The 19,428-nt window shown below is 37.5% G+C and carries 18 protein-coding genes; 5 read left to right on the top strand and 13 right to left on the bottom strand.

The features are described 5' to 3' along the window. Window positions 1-220: 220 nt before the first annotated feature. The 7 genes from MNY27_RS08130 to alaS are packed head-to-tail and all read right to left on the bottom strand — an operon-like array spanning window position 221 to window position 9,438. On the bottom strand, window positions 221-2,227 hold the full coding sequence (locus MNY27_RS08130) for a PBP1A family penicillin-binding protein (protein ID WP_152183317.1): 2,007 nt from the start codon (window positions 2,225-2,227) through the stop codon (window positions 221-223). Then, entirely contained in the window at window positions 2,224-2,916 is a 693-nt protein-coding gene (locus MNY27_RS08125) for an ATP-binding cassette domain-containing protein (RefSeq protein ID WP_188109425.1), read from the bottom strand. The genes MNY27_RS08130 and MNY27_RS08125 overlap by 4 nt, the downstream gene beginning before the upstream one ends. Next, window positions 2,913-4,004, bottom strand: a complete 1,092-nt coding sequence (locus tag MNY27_RS08120; RefSeq protein WP_346392087.1) for a pyridoxal phosphate-dependent aminotransferase family protein — start codon at window positions 4,002-4,004, stop codon at window positions 2,913-2,915. The genes MNY27_RS08125 and MNY27_RS08120 overlap by 4 nt, the downstream gene beginning before the upstream one ends. Next, on the bottom strand, window positions 4,004-5,812 hold the full coding sequence (locus tag MNY27_RS08115) for a diguanylate cyclase (RefSeq protein WP_152183316.1): 1,809 nt from the start codon (window positions 5,810-5,812) through the stop codon (window positions 4,004-4,006). The genes MNY27_RS08120 and MNY27_RS08115 overlap by 1 nt, the downstream gene beginning before the upstream one ends. Next, window positions 5,812-6,360, bottom strand: coding sequence for a septum formation inhibitor Maf (gene maf, locus MNY27_RS08110; RefSeq protein WP_346392085.1), 549 nt, complete (start codon window positions 6,358-6,360; stop codon window positions 5,812-5,814). The genes MNY27_RS08115 and maf overlap by 1 nt, the downstream gene beginning before the upstream one ends. Beyond that, window positions 6,350-6,886, bottom strand: coding sequence for a hypothetical protein (locus MNY27_RS08105; protein WP_188109424.1), 537 nt, complete (start codon window positions 6,884-6,886; stop codon window positions 6,350-6,352). The genes maf and MNY27_RS08105 overlap by 11 nt, the downstream gene beginning before the upstream one ends. Next, window positions 6,883-9,438 carry an alanine--tRNA ligase gene (gene alaS, locus MNY27_RS08100; RefSeq protein WP_152183314.1) on the bottom strand — a complete coding sequence of 852 codons (2,556 nt, stop codon included), beginning with the start codon at window positions 9,436-9,438 and terminating at the stop codon, window positions 6,883-6,885. Before alaS ends, MNY27_RS08105 begins: the two co-directional genes overlap by 4 nt. 162 nt (window positions 9,439-9,600) lie before the next feature. Between alaS and MNY27_RS08095 the strand changes: the two genes are divergently transcribed. Beyond that, window positions 9,601-10,410 carry a hypothetical protein gene (locus MNY27_RS08095; RefSeq protein ID WP_152183313.1) on the top strand — a complete coding sequence of 270 codons (810 nt, stop codon included), beginning with the start codon at window positions 9,601-9,603 and terminating at the stop codon, window positions 10,408-10,410. A gap of 19 nt (window positions 10,411-10,429) precedes the next feature. On the opposite strand, the gene MNY27_RS08090 is transcribed toward MNY27_RS08095, so the two are convergent. Next, on the bottom strand, window positions 10,430-11,764 hold the full coding sequence (locus tag MNY27_RS08090; protein ID WP_152183312.1) for a PepSY-associated TM helix domain-containing protein: 1,335 nt from the start codon (window positions 11,762-11,764) through the stop codon (window positions 10,430-10,432). After that, window positions 11,758-13,818: a TonB-dependent receptor gene (locus MNY27_RS08085; RefSeq protein ID WP_152183311.1), complete on the bottom strand. Its 2,061-nt coding sequence runs from the start codon at window positions 13,816-13,818 to the stop codon at window positions 11,758-11,760. Before MNY27_RS08085 ends, MNY27_RS08090 begins: the two co-directional genes overlap by 7 nt. Window positions 13,819-13,962: 144 nt before the next feature. On the opposite strand from MNY27_RS08085, the gene MNY27_RS08080 reads away from it, so the two are divergent. From MNY27_RS08080 to MNY27_RS08065, 4 genes are read left to right on the top strand one after another with little or no spacing between them, the layout of a single operon-like run. Next, a complete protein-coding gene (locus MNY27_RS08080) occupies window positions 13,963-14,313 on the top strand; it encodes a NifU family protein (RefSeq protein WP_152183310.1) in 351 nt (116 codons plus the stop codon). A gap of 1 nt (window position 14,314) precedes the next feature. Next, window positions 14,315-14,911, top strand: coding sequence for a flavin reductase family protein (locus MNY27_RS08075; protein WP_152183309.1), 597 nt, complete (start codon window positions 14,315-14,317; stop codon window positions 14,909-14,911). Between the two features lie 5 nt (window positions 14,912-14,916). Continuing rightward, window positions 14,917-15,330 (top strand): hypothetical protein, encoded by a 414-nt coding sequence (locus tag MNY27_RS08070; protein ID WP_152183308.1) that lies wholly within the window; start codon window positions 14,917-14,919, stop codon window positions 15,328-15,330. 3 nt (window positions 15,331-15,333) lie between these two features. After that, window positions 15,334-16,284, top strand: a complete 951-nt coding sequence (locus tag MNY27_RS08065; RefSeq protein ID WP_346392084.1) for an MBL fold metallo-hydrolase — start codon at window positions 15,334-15,336, stop codon at window positions 16,282-16,284. On the opposite strand, the gene MNY27_RS08060 is transcribed toward MNY27_RS08065, so the two are convergent. Genes MNY27_RS08060 through MNY27_RS08045 form a run of 4 tightly spaced genes read right to left on the bottom strand, consistent with a single transcriptional unit; the run spans window position 16,271 to window position 19,378 of the window. Next, window positions 16,271-16,726, bottom strand: coding sequence for a DUF523 domain-containing protein (locus MNY27_RS08060; protein WP_152183306.1), 456 nt, complete (start codon window positions 16,724-16,726; stop codon window positions 16,271-16,273). The genes MNY27_RS08065 and MNY27_RS08060 overlap by 14 nt on opposite strands. Next, window positions 16,713-18,128 (bottom strand): aldehyde dehydrogenase family protein, encoded by a 1,416-nt coding sequence (locus MNY27_RS08055; RefSeq protein ID WP_152183305.1) that lies wholly within the window; start codon window positions 18,126-18,128, stop codon window positions 16,713-16,715. Before MNY27_RS08055 ends, MNY27_RS08060 begins: the two co-directional genes overlap by 14 nt. A gap of 54 nt (window positions 18,129-18,182) precedes the next feature. After that, window positions 18,183-18,872, bottom strand: coding sequence for a YeeE/YedE thiosulfate transporter family protein (locus MNY27_RS08050; protein ID WP_152183304.1), 690 nt, complete (start codon window positions 18,870-18,872; stop codon window positions 18,183-18,185). Continuing rightward, the gene (locus MNY27_RS08045; RefSeq protein ID WP_152183303.1) at window positions 18,869-19,378 is read right to left on the bottom strand and encodes a YeeE/YedE thiosulfate transporter family protein; all 510 of its coding nucleotides are present in this window, start codon (window positions 19,376-19,378) and stop codon (window positions 18,869-18,871) included. Before MNY27_RS08045 ends, MNY27_RS08050 begins: the two co-directional genes overlap by 4 nt. Window positions 19,379-19,428 lie beyond the last annotated feature (50 nt).

The raw sequence follows: 19,428 nt of genomic DNA, 5'->3' as shown, positions 1-19,428 counted from the left end.
AGGTACAAACTCCTCTAAATCAAACTCTATCTTTTTTCCTTGTAATTCCATTTCTATGATCCTTTTTCTTTTTTATAATCATAGTTGATTTGGAATTTACAGAAATTATTTTACACTACCGAGCTCACAGATAGTCCAAAAACACAGTGGCTCCATCACTGTCAAAAATGTAAACGAGGGAGCGATGTTTACTATCTCTTTAAAACTCTAGATGTAAACACTAAAAAACCAACTCCTCTTGGGGATCAGAGATCTGTTCTGATCTCGGTGGTTTTGAGATATCACTAAAGTACTCTTTTCGTCCACCCATATTTACTTCAATGATACCCTCTGGCACATCAAACTTTCTCTTTACCTGTGGGTAGAGTCTTAACACATTTCTAAAATAATTGGCAAAAGCAGGACCAGCAATGCGTCCACCTGTCTCTCTTTTGTACATTGGTGAGTTATCATCATTACCAAACCATACAACTGTCTCAATCGTTGGTGAATACCCTGCAAACCATCCGTCGATATTGTTATTTGTCGTTCCTGTTTTACCAGCAAGTTCTATCCCTTTTACTCTAGCTCTACGCCCCGTACCACGATTAACTACATCACGTAAAATTGTCGTCATAATAAAAGACTGCGTAGGTTTTGCAATAAAGTAAGAGAGCTCTTCTTTCTCATACACCGTCTCATTGTTCTTATCGATTGAGAGTATAAGATGAGGAACGACTTGCGTGCCATAGTTTGAAAAAGAGGTATAGTACTGTGCCAGCTCCAATGGAGACATAGACATAGTCCCCAGTGAGATAGAGAGATCATTCGGAATATTTTTGATATGGAATTTTTTCAAATCTCTGAGTAGTTCGGCGAGTCCGATATCATTGACAAGGTTGATAGTAGCAAGGTTACGTGAGTGAATCAATGCCTCACGCAGGGTAATGAGTCCTTTATAGTTTTTTTCATAGTTTTTCGGACGCCACTTCATCTCTTCACCATTCTTTTCATACTCATATGTTTTGGCAATATCAACAAGCTGTGTCGCACCACTGTAACCCAAATCTATGGCTACTTGATAGATAAAAGGTTTAAAAGCAGAACCAGGTTGGCGTTTTCCCTGTGTGGCACGGTTGTACGAGCTCTTCTTATAATCAACAGAGCCTACAAGGGCTAAGATATCTCCCGTTTTGCTATCGAGTGAGACCAAAGCACCATTGAGTTGAGAGACATTGACATCTTGGAGTTGAAACTCTGTATCCCCTCTCTCTTGAGCTTTTTTGAGCTCTTCTTGCTCTTTTACTTTATACTTTTCAATTCTCTTTAACGCCAGGTTATAAGCATACTGCAGTGACTCACGGCCTGCTTGCTGCAAGCGGAGGTCAACCGTTGTATAGATCTCATAACCTCCTGTTTTCAGATCATCAAGTCCCATCTTTTTAAATCGACGGGCTACTTCATCTACGATAAAAGGCGCTCTGTTTTGTGTCAATGTATCATCATATACAGTCGGACTCTCAGCAAGTGCACTCTCAAATGTAGTATCGTCTATCCAGCCAAGTGTATACATTCTTGTAATTACACGATTGGCTCTTCCCATCGAAATCTCATAATTTTTTGTCGGAGCATAGGTACTTGGTGCCTTTGGAAGCCCTACTAAGATAGCCATCTCTTTGAGTGTCAAATCTGCAAGCTTTTTATGAAAATAACCATCTGCTGCTGTCTTTACTCCATAATATCCATGTCCAAAATAGATCTCATTCAAGTAACGCTCTAAAATCTGCTCTTTTGTTAATGCATTCTCTAATTTAAAAGAGTAGATAAGTTCTTTTATCTTACGTGAGAGTTTTTTCTCTCTTGTTAGAAGTTTGTTTTTTACAAGCTGCTGTGTAATCGTACTCGCACCCTCAACCATCTTTCTTGCTTTGATATCTTTAATGATCGCACGAAAAATCGCATCGAAGTTTACACCAGGGTGTTCGAAAAATGTTGTATCTTCAATGGCTACAAGCGCTTCTATGATACGTGGTGGTATCTCTTCAAAAGGAGCATAATAACGGTGCTGTTTATCAAAGATATTAGCTATTTTTTCTCCATTTTTATCATAGATACGACTTGTCTGTGCCGGGTGATATTCTGTAAGTGAAGAGATATCATAATCATAATTAAAATAGTAATAGGCAAGTATCGCAAATGGCGATAAAAACCCCAATAATATAAGTGTAATAAATATCTTTTTTATCATTCTCTAAAATTCCTGTTTGCAAAATTTGCTTCAATTAATACTTTTGTATATGCTTCTTTTGGCGATGTGATAACTTCTTGCATACTGCCACGTTCAACTAAAAGACCATCTTTAATAACACAGACCTCTTCACACAGCTCTTTCGCTGAAAGCATATCATGTGTTACAAAAAGCATAGTAAAACCCTCTTTTTGCTGTAAGTTACGAAGAAGCTCAAGTATCTTTATCTTTGTATCAGGGTCCAATGCTGTCGTTGGCTCATCCAACAAAAGCAGTTTAGGACGTTTTTCTAAAGCCATAGCAATAACAACTCGCTGCAACTGTCCACCTGAGAGCTCTGGAGGAAATCGTTCCAAAAGCTCCAAAGAGAGACCTACTTCATTAAAAAGTTCTTCTATTCTGCTCTCATCCACAAAAAACTGCTTTTTTATTTTAGTAAGTGGAGAGAGTGCTGTAAAAGGATTTTGCGGTACAAAACCTATGCTCTCTCCTGCTACAAAACTAAAATCACTATCATATTCTAGCGTAGAGTTCATACTTTTTGGTAACATACCCAAAAGCGCTTTGAGTGTAAGACTTTTACCACTACCACTCTGACCAATAAGGGCAAGCGATGATTGAATAGTAAAAGCAATATCAACAAGCTTGGCATCATCAAGTGAAATTTGGAGTTTTTTTATCGTAATCATAATACTTTTTTTAGCTCCCTGCAAAGCTCTCGCAGATCTTCACTACTCTGACCAAGTCGAGCGATTAAACGGATGATAGCACTCTGGACTGTAGGCTGTCTAATACCACCAACGGCATATCCAAGCTCTTGTAGTTTATCTTTTATCTCTATGACTTTTTTATTGTCACCAATTTCCACTGGGACAATTAGACCCTCAACACTAATGCCAAGCTCTTTAGAGATTATCTCTTGTCTCTTTTGTATCTCTTCTTTTAACTGTTGGGCATGAGATAGAATATAGTTGAGTGATTGGTGTGCTAAAAGTGTATCATAAAGAGAAAGTGAGGTCGCATAGATAATCGGCTTGGCACGATTGAGCAGATACAGGGCAATATGCTCTGATGCCAAAATAAAAGCACCAAAACTTCCATACGCTTTTCCAAGGGTTCCCATCTTGATATGATTTGCTTTTATATCAATGCCATAATGCTCATAGACACCCATAAGCCGCTTTCCAAGAACTCCACTACTGTGTGCCTCATCAACAATCAAAATCGCTTCAAACGTATCTGCAATAGTAAATACCTCACGTGAGCAGAGATCTCCATCCATAGAGTAGATGCCCTCAACAGCTATAATGTTTCTCTTTGCCCCAGAGCTTTTTAAAAGCTCACGCAGTTCATGCATATCATTATGTTTGAAAAATGTTACATCAATGTTGTGAAGTTGTGAAGCAAGAACTCCCGAAGCATGATACAACTCATCCATAAAAAGCCTGTCACCCTTACGGACAAGTGATTCAATAAGAGCAATGTTCGCATTAAAACCACTTCCAAGCACAATGCCTGCTTCAAAACCATTTGCCTCACACAAAGCATCTTCAAAATCTTTATGGATTTGATGATAGCCATTCACAAGCATGGAGGCTTTTGTGGCATGTACATCATTCTTTTGTAAGAGATTACACGTTAGCGTATGTAGCTCTTTATGGTGCGCTAAACCCAAATAGTCATTTGATGCGAAATCTTTTAAACTCTTTTGTACTACTTCACGTTTTCTATATCGTCCAGCACGCTTGAGAGCATCTAACTCTTTTTTATAAAACATCATTTGGCAACAACTCTGTTTCGTCCACTCTCTTTTGCTTCATAGAGTGCTTCATCTACTCTTTTATAGAGATAATCTTTACTCTCACCACTAATGTACTCTGTTACACCAAAACTTATCGTTATCGGAACAATTTTTTTACTTTTTTGTATAAAAATTCTCAATTTTTCAGCAATCTTATATGCATCATCTCGATTTGTATGCGGAAGAATAATTATAAATTCTTCTCCTCCTATTCTACATAAAGAATCACTCTCACGTAAAGAGTGTTCTATAAGTTTTGCATAAAATACAAGAACTTCATCACCAACACTATGTCCATGCTCATCATTAATCTTTTTAAAAAAGTCAATATCTAACATAATTACAGCGAGATTATATCCATAACGTTTTGCATTATACATCTCTTTTTCGATTGCCTGCTCATAATATCTTCGATTATAAACATTTGTCAAAGTATCTTTAACGTTAAGTATCTCTAGCTCTTTTTTATACTCTTCTTCTTTTGTAATATCGGAAAAAATAACACTATAATGCTCTTTCTCTTGTGAAATCAATGAAGCATTAACCAGAAAATAGTATATCTCTCCATCAATTTCCATCTTGACTTTGTTTATTTTATCTTTGTTGGCTAAGACAAAATCCAACCAGCCATATGCTACAGAGCCTTTGTCTAGATACCCCTCTTCTTCTACATAATAGTTACATATACAGGTATTTTCCTTACGAAATTCATCTACGGTTTTATACTTCTTAAAGTATTCGAAAAATGTCTTATTTGCATCGATAATCTTCTTTTTGTCATTGACAAGCATAATATTACTAGAAGTATCAATAATATTTTTATAATAGCTCTTCTGTTTTCGCATCATATAATAAAGTGTAATATTCACTACTCCAGCAAGCGCCATCAACAATAAAATGGCAAAAACAGACCATCGAAAAACAAAGAAGTCCAACCCCTCTGTGGAAATGGTCTCTGTTTTTTTAAACATTATATAGAAACCAAGTTTATGCCCATCATAATCTTTTAATGGGTAAGCTGAGACAATGTAACCGTTTTCAACTCTTGTCATATCTTTACAATATTGCTTGATATTATTGTTTTTAAGATACTCCTGTAGAGATTGCGGTGCATCGAAATTTGCAATATAACATTTTTGAATATACATGTTGGTAAATGGGTATTTTATATATTTTGAGTACTCTTCATTTACTACAACGACCGAATCGACACCCAGTTTTTTTAATTTTTTCGAGATTGAGTTGAAGTGTGAAACAACTTCTACAAGACCAATAAGCTCATTTTTTTTGTTATAAAAAGGAACGATTGCTTTTATGTTGATACTAAAGATATCAACACTGATTAGGGAGACGGTCTCTCGTTTTTTTATGGCATACTGCAAATCCTCTCTTGTCTGACAAAAAGTATCACCTTTGAGTGTTGTCCAGCTTCGATAGATTGAGTTTGCATCTTTATCTATGATATGTACCCAGATATTTTTATAATTTGTGTAATGTTCAAAATTGAAAATCAAGCTGTTGATTTTTTTATGGAGCTCTTTTTTGTTTTTAATCAGTATCGGCAACATCTCATTGGAAGCCAAAGTAAGAGCGATTGCTGTAGTTGACTTTTTCTTCTCATCAATCATAGAAGCTAAATTTTTTTGCATAAAGAGTGCTTCTTCTTTATAAATACGATACTCTAAATCTTTCTTCTCATGCTTTATATAATCCATATAGTGCCAAAGCATAAAAAAAGCGACCATGACGATAAGAAAAATAAGAATAAAAGATTTTTTCTGCATCACATAAACCTTTGAAGCACTTCCACGCTCAGACCCATAGCAGTATTCTCATAGCCGCGCACTTCTTTAATATATGACTTACAAAAACCCTCAACCATACAAGCTCCGGCTTTACCTCGCCACCTGCCACTCTCTAGATACGATTCTAAATCATCTGCATCAAAATCTGCAAAAAGATAATCAGTTTTAGAGATATCTACAATCTTTTTATCTTTCGCATGATAAATCAAACAGGTGATAATGCTGGTAATATTTCCACTCTGTGTCATTAAAATATTACGAGCATCATCTTTACATTTTGCTTTTCGAAGGATTTGATTTTGGGAGGTTACAACAGTATCAGCAACAAGAAGCGGATAATCTTCAAAGCCATAAGCCTTGAGATTTGCCTCGTATTTTCCTACTGTTGCCTGATAGACAAAATTTTTCGGGCTTGATGCGGCTATACTCTCTTCATCGAACTCTACACTCTCTTGAATAAATGCAATCCCTGCCTCACGCAGCAACTGGGCCCGAGTCTCTGAAGAGGAGCATAATCTAATAGGCATTACGAAGCGTTACTCCAAGGTAAATTGCAATGATTCCAAGAACGATGTTTACTGGGACCATATACTTTCCGATAAGTTCGAGTGCTTTTTTCGCACCTGCCGTATCACCTTTATCTAAAAGTTTTTGTGCTTTGTTACGACGTAAAATCATGGCTGTAAGATTTGTTGCCATAATCATCCAGATAACTTCTTTGACATGGACAAGATTATAAATATGCATCGCATACTCATCAATCACATTACCGTTTGTATCAACTGCAGCCGAACGAAAACCAAGACCGACAGCCATAATGACCGCGGTAATGATAAGTAGTATTACAAAAGGTGAGACAATCGTAAAAAGACGCTTGAGTGCTTGAGATATTCTTTCAAGCCTGTGCAGTGGTGATTCAATCTGCACAAAAGAGTGGTGTGCTGCAAAACGCATAGCTATCATACCCCCAACCCAAACAACAGCAGAGAGTACATGTAAAAATACTATCTGTGTTCTGTAGTCAGCAAAAAGTTCAATCATATACTCTTTCATGATGAGAGAACTCCCTCTATAAAGTTACGTGCCTCTGTTTTTGCTTCAGGAAGTTTAGACTTATCTTTTCCGCCAGCTTGTGCAAAATCAGGACGACCTCCGCCACCTCCACCTAGAATCGGTGCGATTTTTTTGATCCACTCACCCGCTTTTGCATCACAGCCTTTTACGCCGGCAGCTATAAGAACCTTCTCCCCTTTTACTTGAAAAAGCATTGCACAGAGTTTTTCGTTTTGGTTTTTCAGCTCATCGATTTTCTCTTTGATGTCTCCATTTGGCAACTCATCAATGACAACGGCCACTCCATTGATATCTTCTGCTTTTATCTCTACTTTTGCAGATTCCTGAGCCTCTTTTAACTCTGTTCTTAGCTCAGTGATGTTTGTTTTGAGTCTGTTGATACCGGCAATGATATCAAGATTTTTCACTTCACTCTGAGCAGATTTTAGAAGTAAGCGTTGCTCTTTAAAGTAGTTGTATGCGGCATTACCACAAACCGCTTCAATTCTTCGCACACCTGCACTCACCCCAGACTCTTTTGTAATGATAAATGAGCCAATATTTGCAGTGTTGTCAACATGCACACCACCACAAAACTCTATGGAAGCATCCGCAAAACTGACAACTCTAACTTCATCACCATACTTCTCACCAAACTGTGCTTTTGCACCTGACTTTTTCGCATCTTCTATGCTCATAACCTCTGTCTTTGCAGAAATGGCACGCATAATCTCTGTGTTTACACGCTCCTCAATCTCAGCAAGTTCTGCTTCACTTACCGCTTTAGGGTGTGAAAAGTCAAAACGCAATCTATTTGCTTCAACAAGGGAACCTGCTTGCGAAATATGTTCACCAAGAACATCATAAAGTACTGCGTGAAGGAGGTGTGTTGCAGAGTGGTGTTTTGTGATCTCATTACGTGAGATATCTACTTTTGCATCAACACTCTCACCGACTTTCAGTTCTGCTGTTGCCTCGATTTGTGAGAGATTCAGACCAAAGAACTTCTTTGTATCAAAAACTTTTGCTTTGCCTTCGAGCTCGCCGATATCGCCACACTGACCACCACTCTCAGCATAAAAAGGTGTTACATCTAAAAATACCCATCCTTTTTGACCAGGAAGCAGTGCCTCTACACGTAAAAACTCCTCATCAAGAAGTGCTTGAATCTTACTTGCTTGGTGTGTTGTCTCATACCCTACAAACTCATTCTCACCGAACTCCTCTAAGAGCTCTTTAAAATCACCCTGAACAGCATCATCACCACTGCCTTTCCATGCAGCTTTTGCACGACTTCTCTGCTCACTCATAAGCGCTTCAAATTTTACAGAGTCAAGACCAAGCCCTTTTTCACGCAACATATCTTCTGTCAAATCAAGTGGGAATCCGTATGTATCATAGAGTTTAAACGCAACTTCCCCACTAAATACCTCTTTTGTATTTTGCAGTTCCATATTAAACAGAGCAATTCCAGACTCAATCGTTTTAAAGAAACGTGCCTCTTCAAGCTCTATCTGCTCTTTAACAGCTGCTGATTTTTTTGCCAAGTAGTCATACTCTTCACCCATGATATCTACCAAAGTATCCACTATCTTATGCATAAAAGGCTCACGGAAACCTAGAAGATAACCATGACGAACAGCACGACGCAAGATTCTTCGAAGAACATATCCACGTCCCTCATTTGAAAAGTTCACACCCTGTGCAAGAAGAAAAACAGCTGTTCTGATGTGATCTGCAATAACACGGTATGATGCACCGCTTGCATAAACATACTCTTTACCTATAAGGTCTTCCACTTTACGGATAATAGGCATAAAGAGGCTTGAACCATAATTAGAAAGTGCTCCCTCTTTGATCGCTACAACACGTTCAAGTCCCATTCCAGTATCGATAGAAGGCTTTGCAAGCGGAATTCTCTCACCACCTTTCTCTTTTACCTCATACTGCATGAAAACCAGATTCCAGATCTCTAAAAATCTGTCACCCTCACCACCCATGTAATCTTCAGGACCGTTAAAGTGTTCAGCACCCTGATCATAAAAGATCTCAGAACATGGTCCACACGGTCCAGTATCACCCATAGACCAGAAGTTGTCTTTATCACCCAAACGCATGATGCGATCAGCTGCAATATGTTTCTTCCAAAGCTCTTCTGCCTCATCATCACTCTCATGTACTGTTACCCAAAGCTTATCTTTGTCAAGTTTGAGTACCTCTGTGATAAACTCCCATGCATAGGCAATAGCATCTTCTTTGAAATAATCTCCAAAACTAAAGTTCCCAAGCATCTCAAAAAATGTATGGTGACGAGCAGTATGTCCAACATTTTCAAGGTCATTATGCTTTCCACCCGCACGGATACATGTCTGGCACGAAGTTGCACGAGGATTTGCAGGACGTGGGACTTCTCCTGTAAAGATTGATTTAAAAGGGACCATCCCCGCATTGTTAAAAAGGAGTGTTGCATCATCTGGTACCAAAGGTGCAGAAGCCACTCTTGTATGGTTTTTTGATTCAAAAAATTTTAAAAATTCTTCTCTGACGTTCATTATGTTTTTCTCTTTTATAAAATTACGCGATTATATCTAAAATGTGCTAAATTTTGGGATTTTTTTCTCCTTTTTCTTTAAATCACAAAATTTTGAAAATACTTTTCTTCTTATTAACTATAATGAATTATAATAATTTAAAATTTATATTCTGGAGAGAAAATGAAAAAAATTCTATTAAGTGGCTTGGTTACAATGCTATTGGGAGCAAGCCTAGTCGCTGACAATGTCAGTAGTTATGAGTATGCTTCATTTAAAAGTGTCAATGATGTCAAAAGTGCATTACATGATAATGGCTTAAAAGTAATTGGAGAGTATGATGTAATGGGAGATCCTTCTTATCATGTTATTGCCTATACATGTCCGACATTGACAAATGATGCTTCAAAAGAGGACAGAGCTTTTGCAGCTGTACAAAAAGTGCTTGTAAACAGTAGTGATAATGAGCTTGTCCTTACAAATCCTGAATATTTTCTGCATGCTTTTATGCAGGATGACTTCAAAGAGGAGCATGCTAAAAAGGTAAATGCTAAACTTGCAAATGCTTTTGGAACACTCAAAGGTTCACAAGACGGTCTTGACGATGATGATATCGCAGGATACCACTTTATGATGGGTATGCCTTACTATGAAGATATGATAGAAGTTGCAAAAGGGGATAATTTAGTACAGAAGCTCGAGAAAAATGCAGCTGACAATATTGCCTTTAAAATTCAGGCAGGCAAGGCTACACTTTATGGTATCGCAATGCCAACTGAAAAAGGTGAAAAGTATTATGTTCCTGAAATAAAAGGCCAAAAGCATACTGCATTTTTACCATATATGGTGATGATAGAAGGTGATGAAGCAAAGATTTTACACCCAAAATACTATCTTGCTATCTCGTATCCAAACCTCAGCATGGGTAACTTCATGTCAATCTCTGGTACACCTGGAGATATCGAAGAGTATATGGCAGGACTCTTTAAATAACTGCTATCTCACGCAGGAGTCAAGCTCTTTGCGTGAGCCTCTTTTTCTTCCACCAACGTAATATTCCCGTTATAAAAAGCAACAGCGTTGCAAATGCCGCGTAATCATTTATCCATACCCACCATGATGCAAAAAATGTCCCATCATGCAATGTTAAAAGAAGAGAATATAGCGTAATATCTTGAAATTTTGGCAGAGCTAGATCTGTCATATGTGCAGAGAAAAAGACTTTTTTGTCATCTTCTTTTACTATATCTTTAAACATATGCGGTGTATTTGGAAGAAGTTTCCACTCTTTGTCATAAACTCTGTTTGCCGCTCCCATACCGCCAACATAGAGCAAATTGCCATCTCGTGTTAAAGAGTAGCCAAACCCTCTACTCTCTAAACTCCAATGCTTTAAATCATCACTCTTGTACACTCCATATCTGTTACCGATTCGTAAGTTTTTTCCATCATAGTCAATCGACCATATATCATGCTCTAGGCTATCATAAACAGGAGGAAGCACTGCGTGAGGAATTGCTGTACGTTTCATAAACTCTCCAAGCCCCTCACCATGGTCCAAAAAGATACCTGTTACCAAGAGAATAAGTACGGGTACAGCGGACATAATCGTTACAATGTTTGCATGATACTTAATCCACTTGCGTGAGCTTTTTGCAGCTCTCTTTTTATAAATAAAGTACCAGATAAAAAACCCACTCACTCCCAACAATGTTAAAACAATCGCTCCAAAATCATTGATATAGAGTGAAATATCTCCATCAAAAAGCCCTCTTCCATAATGCAGGTCTCTTACAAAACGAGAGAGTTTGATATCCTCACGCAAAGCATTTTTCGGTAGATATACATGTAGGTTTTGTTCAATTCTTTTGTTCTTTATATCGATAAGATAAATTGTCGTTTTATCCTCTACAGCTGCTAAAGTATTTCCCCAAATACTCATTGCATTGATATATTTTCCCCCAAGCATATATGCTTGAATTTTATCATTGTTTATAGTGTAAATACCCTCTGATGTTGCTAAAAAAATTTTATCATTATCTGCTTTTTTGATGGCATTGATCTGTAAAGCTAAAATATTTTGAAAAGTTTTTCCACCATCATAACTTTCATAGAGTCCACGTTTTGATCCGACTAAAATATGTTCATGGTTCTGTGAATCTACATTGTAAGAAGTAAAGAGTCTTTTATCGACATCATTGAGTGAGTCTGGGTAGTGTTTTATCGTTGTTGTATAGAGAAAGTTCCAGTTATCATGGTCAAGAAAAAAACCTGTGACACTTAAAATAAGCACCACAAGCCCTGCAGAGAGTCCAAAGAACTTATGTAGTTTGTAACTTTTTACCATTTATAGCTCAATCCTGCATAAAATTGTCTTGGATCACCTGGTGTGTAGTTCTCTTTTCCATAAGCGTAATAAGAGTTCACAGAGTATTTTTCATCTGTAATATTGGTAATTTTTCCATAAAATGTTAAATGTTTATTAAGAACATAATCTGCTTTTAAATTGCCAATATTATAACCTTTATATCTATCAACAGTATGGTCATCATCCATCCAGTATGAACCAACATACTGCCATTCACCCATTAGAGTTAAACCATTTATCTCACTTGGTGTATAAATCAGACGAACATTTGCCAAATTATTTGGTGCTTTTGCCATCTCATTATCACCATAATTTATATCATTATCATAATTATGTTTTGAATATGAATAGGCGATATGTGTTGCAAAATCCTGACTCATTTTTGCATCAAGTGTCAATTCAATACCTTTATGAATCGTTGTTCCACCATTATCATAATATCTATCCCCAACAGTTGGTCTATACTCTGTAATCGTATCATCTATCGTCATATAATAAAGTGCTATCTCCGTTAATACTTTATCATTGAGTCTGTTTTTGAGACCAACTTCATAAGTATTTGTTTTTTCTGGATCAAGTGTTATATTCTCATACCCTGCTTTCATTGAATAGAGTCGTGTTGCCTGTGGGATTCTAAAACCATTTGCATAGCGGATATATGCATTTATACTTTTATTTGGTCTAAAACTCAGTGATAACTTAGGACTTACATGGTTAAAACTGTCTGTTCTGTCAGCAGGACGATAATATTTACCAGAGGCATCAGCACCATCACTCAAATTATTGTTATAATCAAATCTATTATAGTCATAACGCAAACCTGCTGTTAAGATTATTTCTTTGTTAACATTATAATCAGCATGCATATACGGAGCTATTGCCATATAATCTACATCATAATCATAAATTGGTCCTGCAGGATAAAAGGTTGAACCACTCCACGATGTAACATTGTTATCAAAGTCTTGATTATATTTCAGAGATGATTGTGTATATTCTGCATCAAACCCTGCAATAAAACGTCCCCATGAAGCATCAAGTGTATTCTTTTGTAATAAGCCTAACGTTACCATTTCATTGTCATTACTTGGAAGGTTTGGTTCCCATGTAGCAACATAACGATTTCGATTGTACCTTATATATGGTGTTGTGCTAATCTCTAAACCCTCATAAGAGTAATTACTCCACTCTAAAGAGAGGCGTGCATAATCAAATTTTCTTTGAACATTTGTCTGCTCTAAAGCATCAAAATATTTACTGTCATCACTTGCAGCAGTCGAACCATTTGTTATGTTTTCATAATCATTAAAGGTATCTGCCTGATCAGCCTCTGTTTTTGAAAAGTTGAAAACAACTTTCATATCATTATCACTGTTAAGTGTTTTATCATAACGAATATTTGCTTCAGCTCTATCTGTTTTTGTGTGTTGTCTCCAACCATCGCTGTGCATATAAGATGCATTTGCTCTATATCCACTCTCTTTATCAATTGAGTCACTCATCTCAATAGAAGCAGAACCATACCCATTACTTCCACCCATACCTTTAATAATTATCTCTTTTGTTTTTGAAGGGGCCTTTGCTGATTGTACATTGACAACTGCCGCAACAGCATCCGAACCATAGAGTGCAGTTCCAGCTCCTTTTAAAACCTCAACAGACGTTGCTGATTGAAAAGTCGTATATGCCAAGCCATTGTGATTAAAAAACCCTCCTGACTGTACGGGAATCCCATCTTGCATAAAAAGATAGTATGGACCAGTATTAATTGGCATACGAATAGCTGTCATATGCCCGATAACAGAACCTGTCTGCTCGATTCTCACACCAGAGAGCGAGTTTAACAGATCTTTTTGAAAAACAACCTGGTCAAGTTTTATCTCATCTTCGGCTTTTGTAGCAATACTTAGCGGCTGCTCCAAAACATTCTCTTCGACCCCTGTTGCAGTAACACTGATTGGATTAATCTCTACTACTGACTCTGCTAAAAGAGAAGCAGCGAATAGTGAAATCGATATCGCAATTTTTCTCATTATTTCTCCCAGAAATTTATTTTATAGAAGTTTAGAAAAAAAATGTTACAAAAGTATTAATAAGTTTTTATGATTATTATCATTAGATAAGATTATCTTAAATATTGTAAACTATAATTATAAAAAAAGAGAGAAGGTTTGTTCATGCAGTTTTTAGATGAAGATTTATATGAAGCACTCAAAAATTATATTCCAAAAGTAAGTGAGTATGTTAATTCTCACGGTGGTGGCATCGAGCTTTTAGGTGTAAAAAACGGTGTTGTATACATCACTTTAACAGGTGCTTGTGGAGGATGTTCTATGAGCTTGATGACAACAAAAATGGTTGTACAGAAAAAGCTGCGTGAGCTTATCCATCCGGTACTTGAAGTTGTCAATGTTGATGGTACACCTGAAAATGTTATGCCAGATGATGCTTACAAAGGTCCACAAGAAGAAACCCCTAAAGAAAAACATGGTATGTTAGATAATCTCAAACATATCGTAGGACTTTAACATGGTAGTAGACTATGCAGAAAAAACACTCACACAGCGATATCAACTTATGGCACAGACCATCATCCCAAGACCGATTGCTTGGATTTGTACGCAAGATGCAAAAGGGACTCTTAACATTGCTCCTTTTAGTTACTTTATGGGGCTTAGTTCTGAGCCTCCTACAATGGTTGTAAGTATTGGACACAAAAGTGACGGCAGTCAAAAAGATACACTCAAAAATCTAAGAGAGCACAAAAAATGCACTATCTGTATGGTCAATGAGTCTCTTCTCCAACAGATGCATTTTAGCTCCAAAGAGCTTGCAAGCTCACAGAGTGAAGCAGAACTTTTTCATATCAAAACAAAAACAATAGCAGAAGATTTTCCACCAATAGTAGAAGGAACACCAAGTGCATTTTTTTGCGAACTCTATCAAGAGATTGACCTGAAAAATTCAAAAACAATCCCCTTGGTCGTAGAGATAAAAGCACAATATATTGACGAATCCATAATTACAGACAAAGAAAAAATCACACTTGATTATGAACCTGTTGCCCGTGTCGGTAAGAGCTATGCTCTCTTAGGAAAGAAGATACCAGCACCTAAAATTCCATAATCATTATGTATATACGAAAACTCGTTATCACTCTTTCTTTTTTGCTGTTGTTCAATGCCTGCAGTGACAATGCTACTGTCATAAAATATGACAAATCTTTGACACATTTAGCGTGTCTTCGCTTAGTCGTATTCCCCGCTGATAAACTCATCTCAGACACCCTCGTAAATCTCTATGATTTTGATGAAAACTGTCCCTATGAACTACAGGTCTCACGTAAGAGCGCCATTGCATGTAATTCAAATCAAAATGCAGACAAAAAAGCGCTTTCAAACTTCCCATCAGGTTATATAAGAATGGATATCTACAAAAATCGTAAACCGGTTTACAGTTATTATAAGGACTTAAACTGTAAAGTATCCAAAGATATTATAGAAGATGCATTTAAACGATTGAAAAGTGATATGCTCAAGGAGTAAAGTTTGCGATTGACATTTTTAGGTACAAGTGCCGGTAAACCGACAAAAGAGAGAAATGTTTCAGCACTTGCACTTGAGTTTGACCAAGACAACAAATGGTATCTTTTTGACTGTGGAGAGGCTACCCAGCACCAACTTTTAAAAACATCTCTCTCTATCGGTAAACTTGCAGCCATATTTATCACACATCTGCATGGCGATCACTACTTTGGACTGCCGGGTCTTCTCTCTTCTAAAACACTTGACAAATCACTCGCACCACTTACAATATATGGTCCAAAAGGCCTCAATAAATTTCTCCCCTGTATTCTGGACATTTCGCATGAGCATCTTGGCTACGAACTAACTATCATTGAGATAGAAGCAGGTGCAAGCTTTCATTTTGACAAATTCTCTCTCAAGGTTTTACCACTTGTACACTCCATCGAGAGCTTTGCCTATTATATAAAAGAGCAAGATATAACAAACAAGCTCGATGAAGAAAAACTACGTAATAATGGACTAGAACCATCCCAACTCTATGGTGAACTAAAACGTGGAAACGACATTGTTTTTGAAGGAAAAGAGTTTATCTCACGTGAGTATATGCTTGAACCAATAAAAGGACGCAGAATCATTATAGCGGGGGATAACAGTGATCCGGAAGTACTAAGCTCTTATCTTGACAAGCTTGACCTTTTAGTTCATGAGAGTACATACACGCAAGAAGTTTATGATGCTCTGCCAACAAAGTTTTTACACACTACGGCAAAAGCATTAGGTTTATCGGTTCAAAAACATCAAGTAAAAAATCTTATAGCCACACACATAAGTGCAAGATACTCAAAAAATAGTGACTATACTGCACAGGATATTTGTGATGAGATACAAAATTCATACAAAAACAACTGCTTCATTGCCAATGATTTTGACCGTTTTTATCTCTCTCGTGACAGAGAACTCACTCGGATATAAACTGATTCTCATCTTGAATCTGCACATTTTTGTAAAATAGGTTAAAAATATCAGCAGCAATGCCATTACCCTTTGCTAGCTCATTTTTATCTTTATCTAAAATGGGAGTTGTTCCATAACCACATGATGGTGATTTGGATTTGAGCACAATAGCATCTGCGTGAGGATGCTCTTTACAAAATCTCTCTATCTCCTCACGCAGCTTCTTTGTCACATCAACATTTGTCTCATCAGTGATAATTCTATGTTCACCATTAACATCAACTACATTGATACGCTCACGTGGCGTACCAAAGAGCGGTGCTTCAGGACAAAAAGGGATAATTTCCCATCCTCTATAAGCCTCTTCAACTGCAGAGATTTTTTTCGTTTTACCATCATAACGGCAATATTCACCCAAAATACAAGCAGATATGATGACTCTCTTTTTAGCAGATGACAATGCTTTTTATCTCCGTCATTTCCTCGATGGCAAAGCGTGGACCCTCACGTCCGACACCTGAGAGTTTCACACCTCCATACGGTTGAATATCAAAACGCAGTGTCGGCATATCATTAATGACAATGCCACCCGCATCAAGCTCATCAACAGCGCGATTCATCAGACTCAAATCATTGGTAAATACTGAAAATTGTAGTCCGTACGGAGAGTTATTCATTCGATCAACTGCATCATCAAAACTCTCAACTTTTACAAGTGAGACAATAGGAGCAAAGACCTCTTCACAGACAATCGCCATATCATCACGAACATTTGCCATGACACACGGATGAAAGATTCGTCCCTCAACATGAGGAACAAGCAGTGGAATGGCACCCTCTTCTATGGCAGATTCAACCCAATGAAGGGCTCTTGCACAAGCCTCATCATCGATAAGCGGTCCCATAAATGTTTCATCATCATAAGGGCTACCAACTTTGAGTTTTTTTGTAGCGTGCGCCATGAGTTCTGCAAACTCATCATAAATATCTGCTTCAACATAGATACGCTGCAAAGATATACAAACCTGACCGGAGTTCACAAAAGCACCAAGTGCACATTTTGTAGCGGCCATTGCCAAATCAGCCGATTTTTCAATGAAAGTTGCAGCATTACCGCCAAGCTCCAGTCCTACTTTTTTAATGCCTGCGCTTTTTGTAATGATATTACCGACCGGTACACTTCCGGTAAAAGAGATAACACGAGGAATATCCGAAGTGATAAGCGCAGAACCTACTTCTGCATCGCCATAGACAACAGAGAGTGCATCAGCAATAGCATACTCACTCGCAATGAAAAGTTTTGCAAACTTATACGCAGTAAGTGGAGCTTCCGGAGTAGGTTTGAGCACCACTGCATTTCCTGCTACTAAAGCAGGGCCAAGCTTGTGTGCTACAAGATTGAGCGGAAAGTTAAAAGGAGTAATGGCAACAACAACACCTACAGGCTCACGACGGAAAAATGCCATCGTCTTTTTACCACTTGCCATTGCATCTGTATTAATCGTCTCTCCAGCCATTGTTCGCATCGTCTCAGCAGAGAGCGTAATGGTCTCAATACAACGCTCTACTTCAATACGTGCATAGGTAATAGGTTTACCTACTTCATCAGTGATAGTTTTTGCGATATCTTCTTTTTGTTCACGCAGTTTTTGTGCTACATCGAGCAACCAAGAACAACGCTGTGCAAGTGTGGATTTCTTGGCAAATTTTGCAGCATCTTGTGCTATTTGCAGTGCTTTTTTTGCATCTTCTTCATTACAAATTGGAGCCCGTGAAACTACATCTCCACTGTATGGAGAACATCTTTCACTCCACTCCTCTTTTGTGGCCTCGTTTGAGCCAAAAAATATCTTTGCATCCATAAAAAATCTCCAATACTAATATTGGAAAAATTATATCACGCTTATGTCCATTTCTTACTTAACGAGTTCAAACTCTTCATGCTCTTTTTCGGCTTTGACATCCGGTCTTTCATCGTGCTCCAGTAAAGAGAGGTCAGCATCATCAAAAAGTTCCATTTTTGGTATCAAGATTGCAATTAAGATCAAAGCGATTCCAAAGACAAATACAAAAAACGTTGCATAATCTCCACCCACGCTCACAAGTGTAGATTTGCCATAATCATGCCCCATCAAAGGTTTAAAGAAATCATCATAATATTTCGTAAAGAGCCAGCCGCCTAAAATACCACCGAAAGCTCCGACTAAAACATCTATACGACCTTCCGCGATTGAAATAGGTCCAGTTCCCGGACATTTTCCCATGATTGCCATACCAACACCAAAGATAATACCTCCCATAATAAGACCTTGCAATATGATCGGTTTCGGGTGGTATGATGCATAACCCATTTGTATCTCAAAATAAAGAGCAATACTAGTAATACCTATAGCCAAAAAAAGCATTTTTGGGATGATGGTATCTTTTCCCATTGCAAAACCTGCAATTTTTTCAAACTTGTCAACGCGTGTATACTGGATAATACCACCAAAGAAGATACCTATAACAAAAACAAGCCAAAAAGAGCCATGTCCTTCAAACTGTACAATGTTATACATTGCTTCCGTTCGAGTGAGTACAAAATCAAAATATTCGCCTATACTCATTTTGGCTCTCCTGTGTTATAAAATAGTTTTCCAGTTACAAGCAGTGTCGCTAAGACTACGCCGCCAAATATCATAGAACTAAAAGCAGTTTGGCTCATCCCTGAGAGAAAGTGTCCTGAAGTACATCCACCTGCCAGACGTGCACCGATAATAAGTAAAAATCCGGAAAAAAAGCTCCAAATAAGACGAGATTTGACAGAAGTGTTTTTATATACTTTCCATGCTGTCGGACGAACACTAAAACGAAACGATTTTGTTATAAATACAGATGTAATAAATCCACCCACAAAAACTCCTAAAAGCATTACACCTTCCCATGCACCGGCTTTTTCTATCTCTTTGAGATATGTATAATGTTCTGGATCCATTCCAAACAAAATACCAGCATAATACGGCACATATGTTGATGCCCCAATAGGACGATCAGCACCAAATACTGAAAAAGTAAAAAGAAGCAGCAGGGACATTAAAATACCACCCAACCACCAAGGTAATCTTCTTTTCATAATATTTCCTTATAATATATATAATAATATGTGAAATTATACTACCCGTA

This window comes from Sulfurimonas sp. NWX79 (assembly GCF_039667035.1).
In the GTDB taxonomy this organism is placed as follows: Bacteria; Campylobacterota; Campylobacteria; order Campylobacterales; family Sulfurimonadaceae; genus Sulfurimonas; species Sulfurimonas indica.
This window is presented reverse-complemented; position numbering and strand designations above follow the sequence as displayed.

Excerpts from the sequence above, each read along its gene's own strand:
- MNY27_RS08120 (WP_346392087.1), bottom strand. The coding sequence starts at position 4,004 with ATGTTTTATAAAAAAGAGTTAGATGCTCTCAAGCGTGCTGGACGATAT.
- MNY27_RS08095 (WP_152183313.1), top strand. The coding sequence starts at position 9,601 with ATGAAAAAAATTCTATTAAGTGGCTTGGTTACAATGCTATTGGGAGCA.
- alaS (WP_152183314.1), bottom strand. The coding sequence starts at position 9,438 with ATGAACGTCAGAGAAGAATTTTTAAAATTTTTTGAATCAAAAAACCAT.
- MNY27_RS08050 (WP_152183304.1), bottom strand. The coding sequence starts at position 18,872 with ATGAGTATAGGCGAATATTTTGATTTTGTACTCACTCGAACGGAAGCA.
- MNY27_RS08105 (WP_188109424.1), bottom strand. The coding sequence starts at position 6,886 with ATGAAAGAGTATATGATTGAACTTTTTGCTGACTACAGAACACAGATA.
- MNY27_RS08045 (WP_152183303.1), bottom strand. The coding sequence starts at position 19,378 with ATGAAAAGAAGATTACCTTGGTGGTTGGGTGGTATTTTAATGTCCCTG.
- MNY27_RS08085 (WP_152183311.1), bottom strand. The coding sequence starts at position 13,818 with ATGAGAAAAATTGCGATATCGATTTCACTATTCGCTGCTTCTCTTTTA.
- MNY27_RS08080 (WP_152183310.1), top strand. The coding sequence starts at position 13,963 with ATGCAGTTTTTAGATGAAGATTTATATGAAGCACTCAAAAATTATATT.
- MNY27_RS08130 (WP_152183317.1), bottom strand. The coding sequence starts at position 2,227 with ATGATAAAAAAGATATTTATTACACTTATATTATTGGGGTTTTTATCG.
- MNY27_RS08125 (WP_188109425.1), bottom strand. The coding sequence starts at position 2,916 with ATGATTACGATAAAAAAACTCCAAATTTCACTTGATGATGCCAAGCTT.
- MNY27_RS08070 (WP_152183308.1), top strand. The coding sequence starts at position 14,917 with ATGTATATACGAAAACTCGTTATCACTCTTTCTTTTTTGCTGTTGTTC.
- MNY27_RS08115 (WP_152183316.1), bottom strand. The coding sequence starts at position 5,812 with ATGCAGAAAAAATCTTTTATTCTTATTTTTCTTATCGTCATGGTCGCT.
- MNY27_RS08075 (WP_152183309.1), top strand. The coding sequence starts at position 14,315 with ATGGTAGTAGACTATGCAGAAAAAACACTCACACAGCGATATCAACTT.
- maf (WP_346392085.1), bottom strand. The coding sequence starts at position 6,360 with ATGCCTATTAGATTATGCTCCTCTTCAGAGACTCGGGCCCAGTTGCTG.
- MNY27_RS08055 (WP_152183305.1), bottom strand. The coding sequence starts at position 18,128 with ATGGATGCAAAGATATTTTTTGGCTCAAACGAGGCCACAAAAGAGGAG.
- MNY27_RS08090 (WP_152183312.1), bottom strand. The coding sequence starts at position 11,764 with ATGGTAAAAAGTTACAAACTACATAAGTTCTTTGGACTCTCTGCAGGG.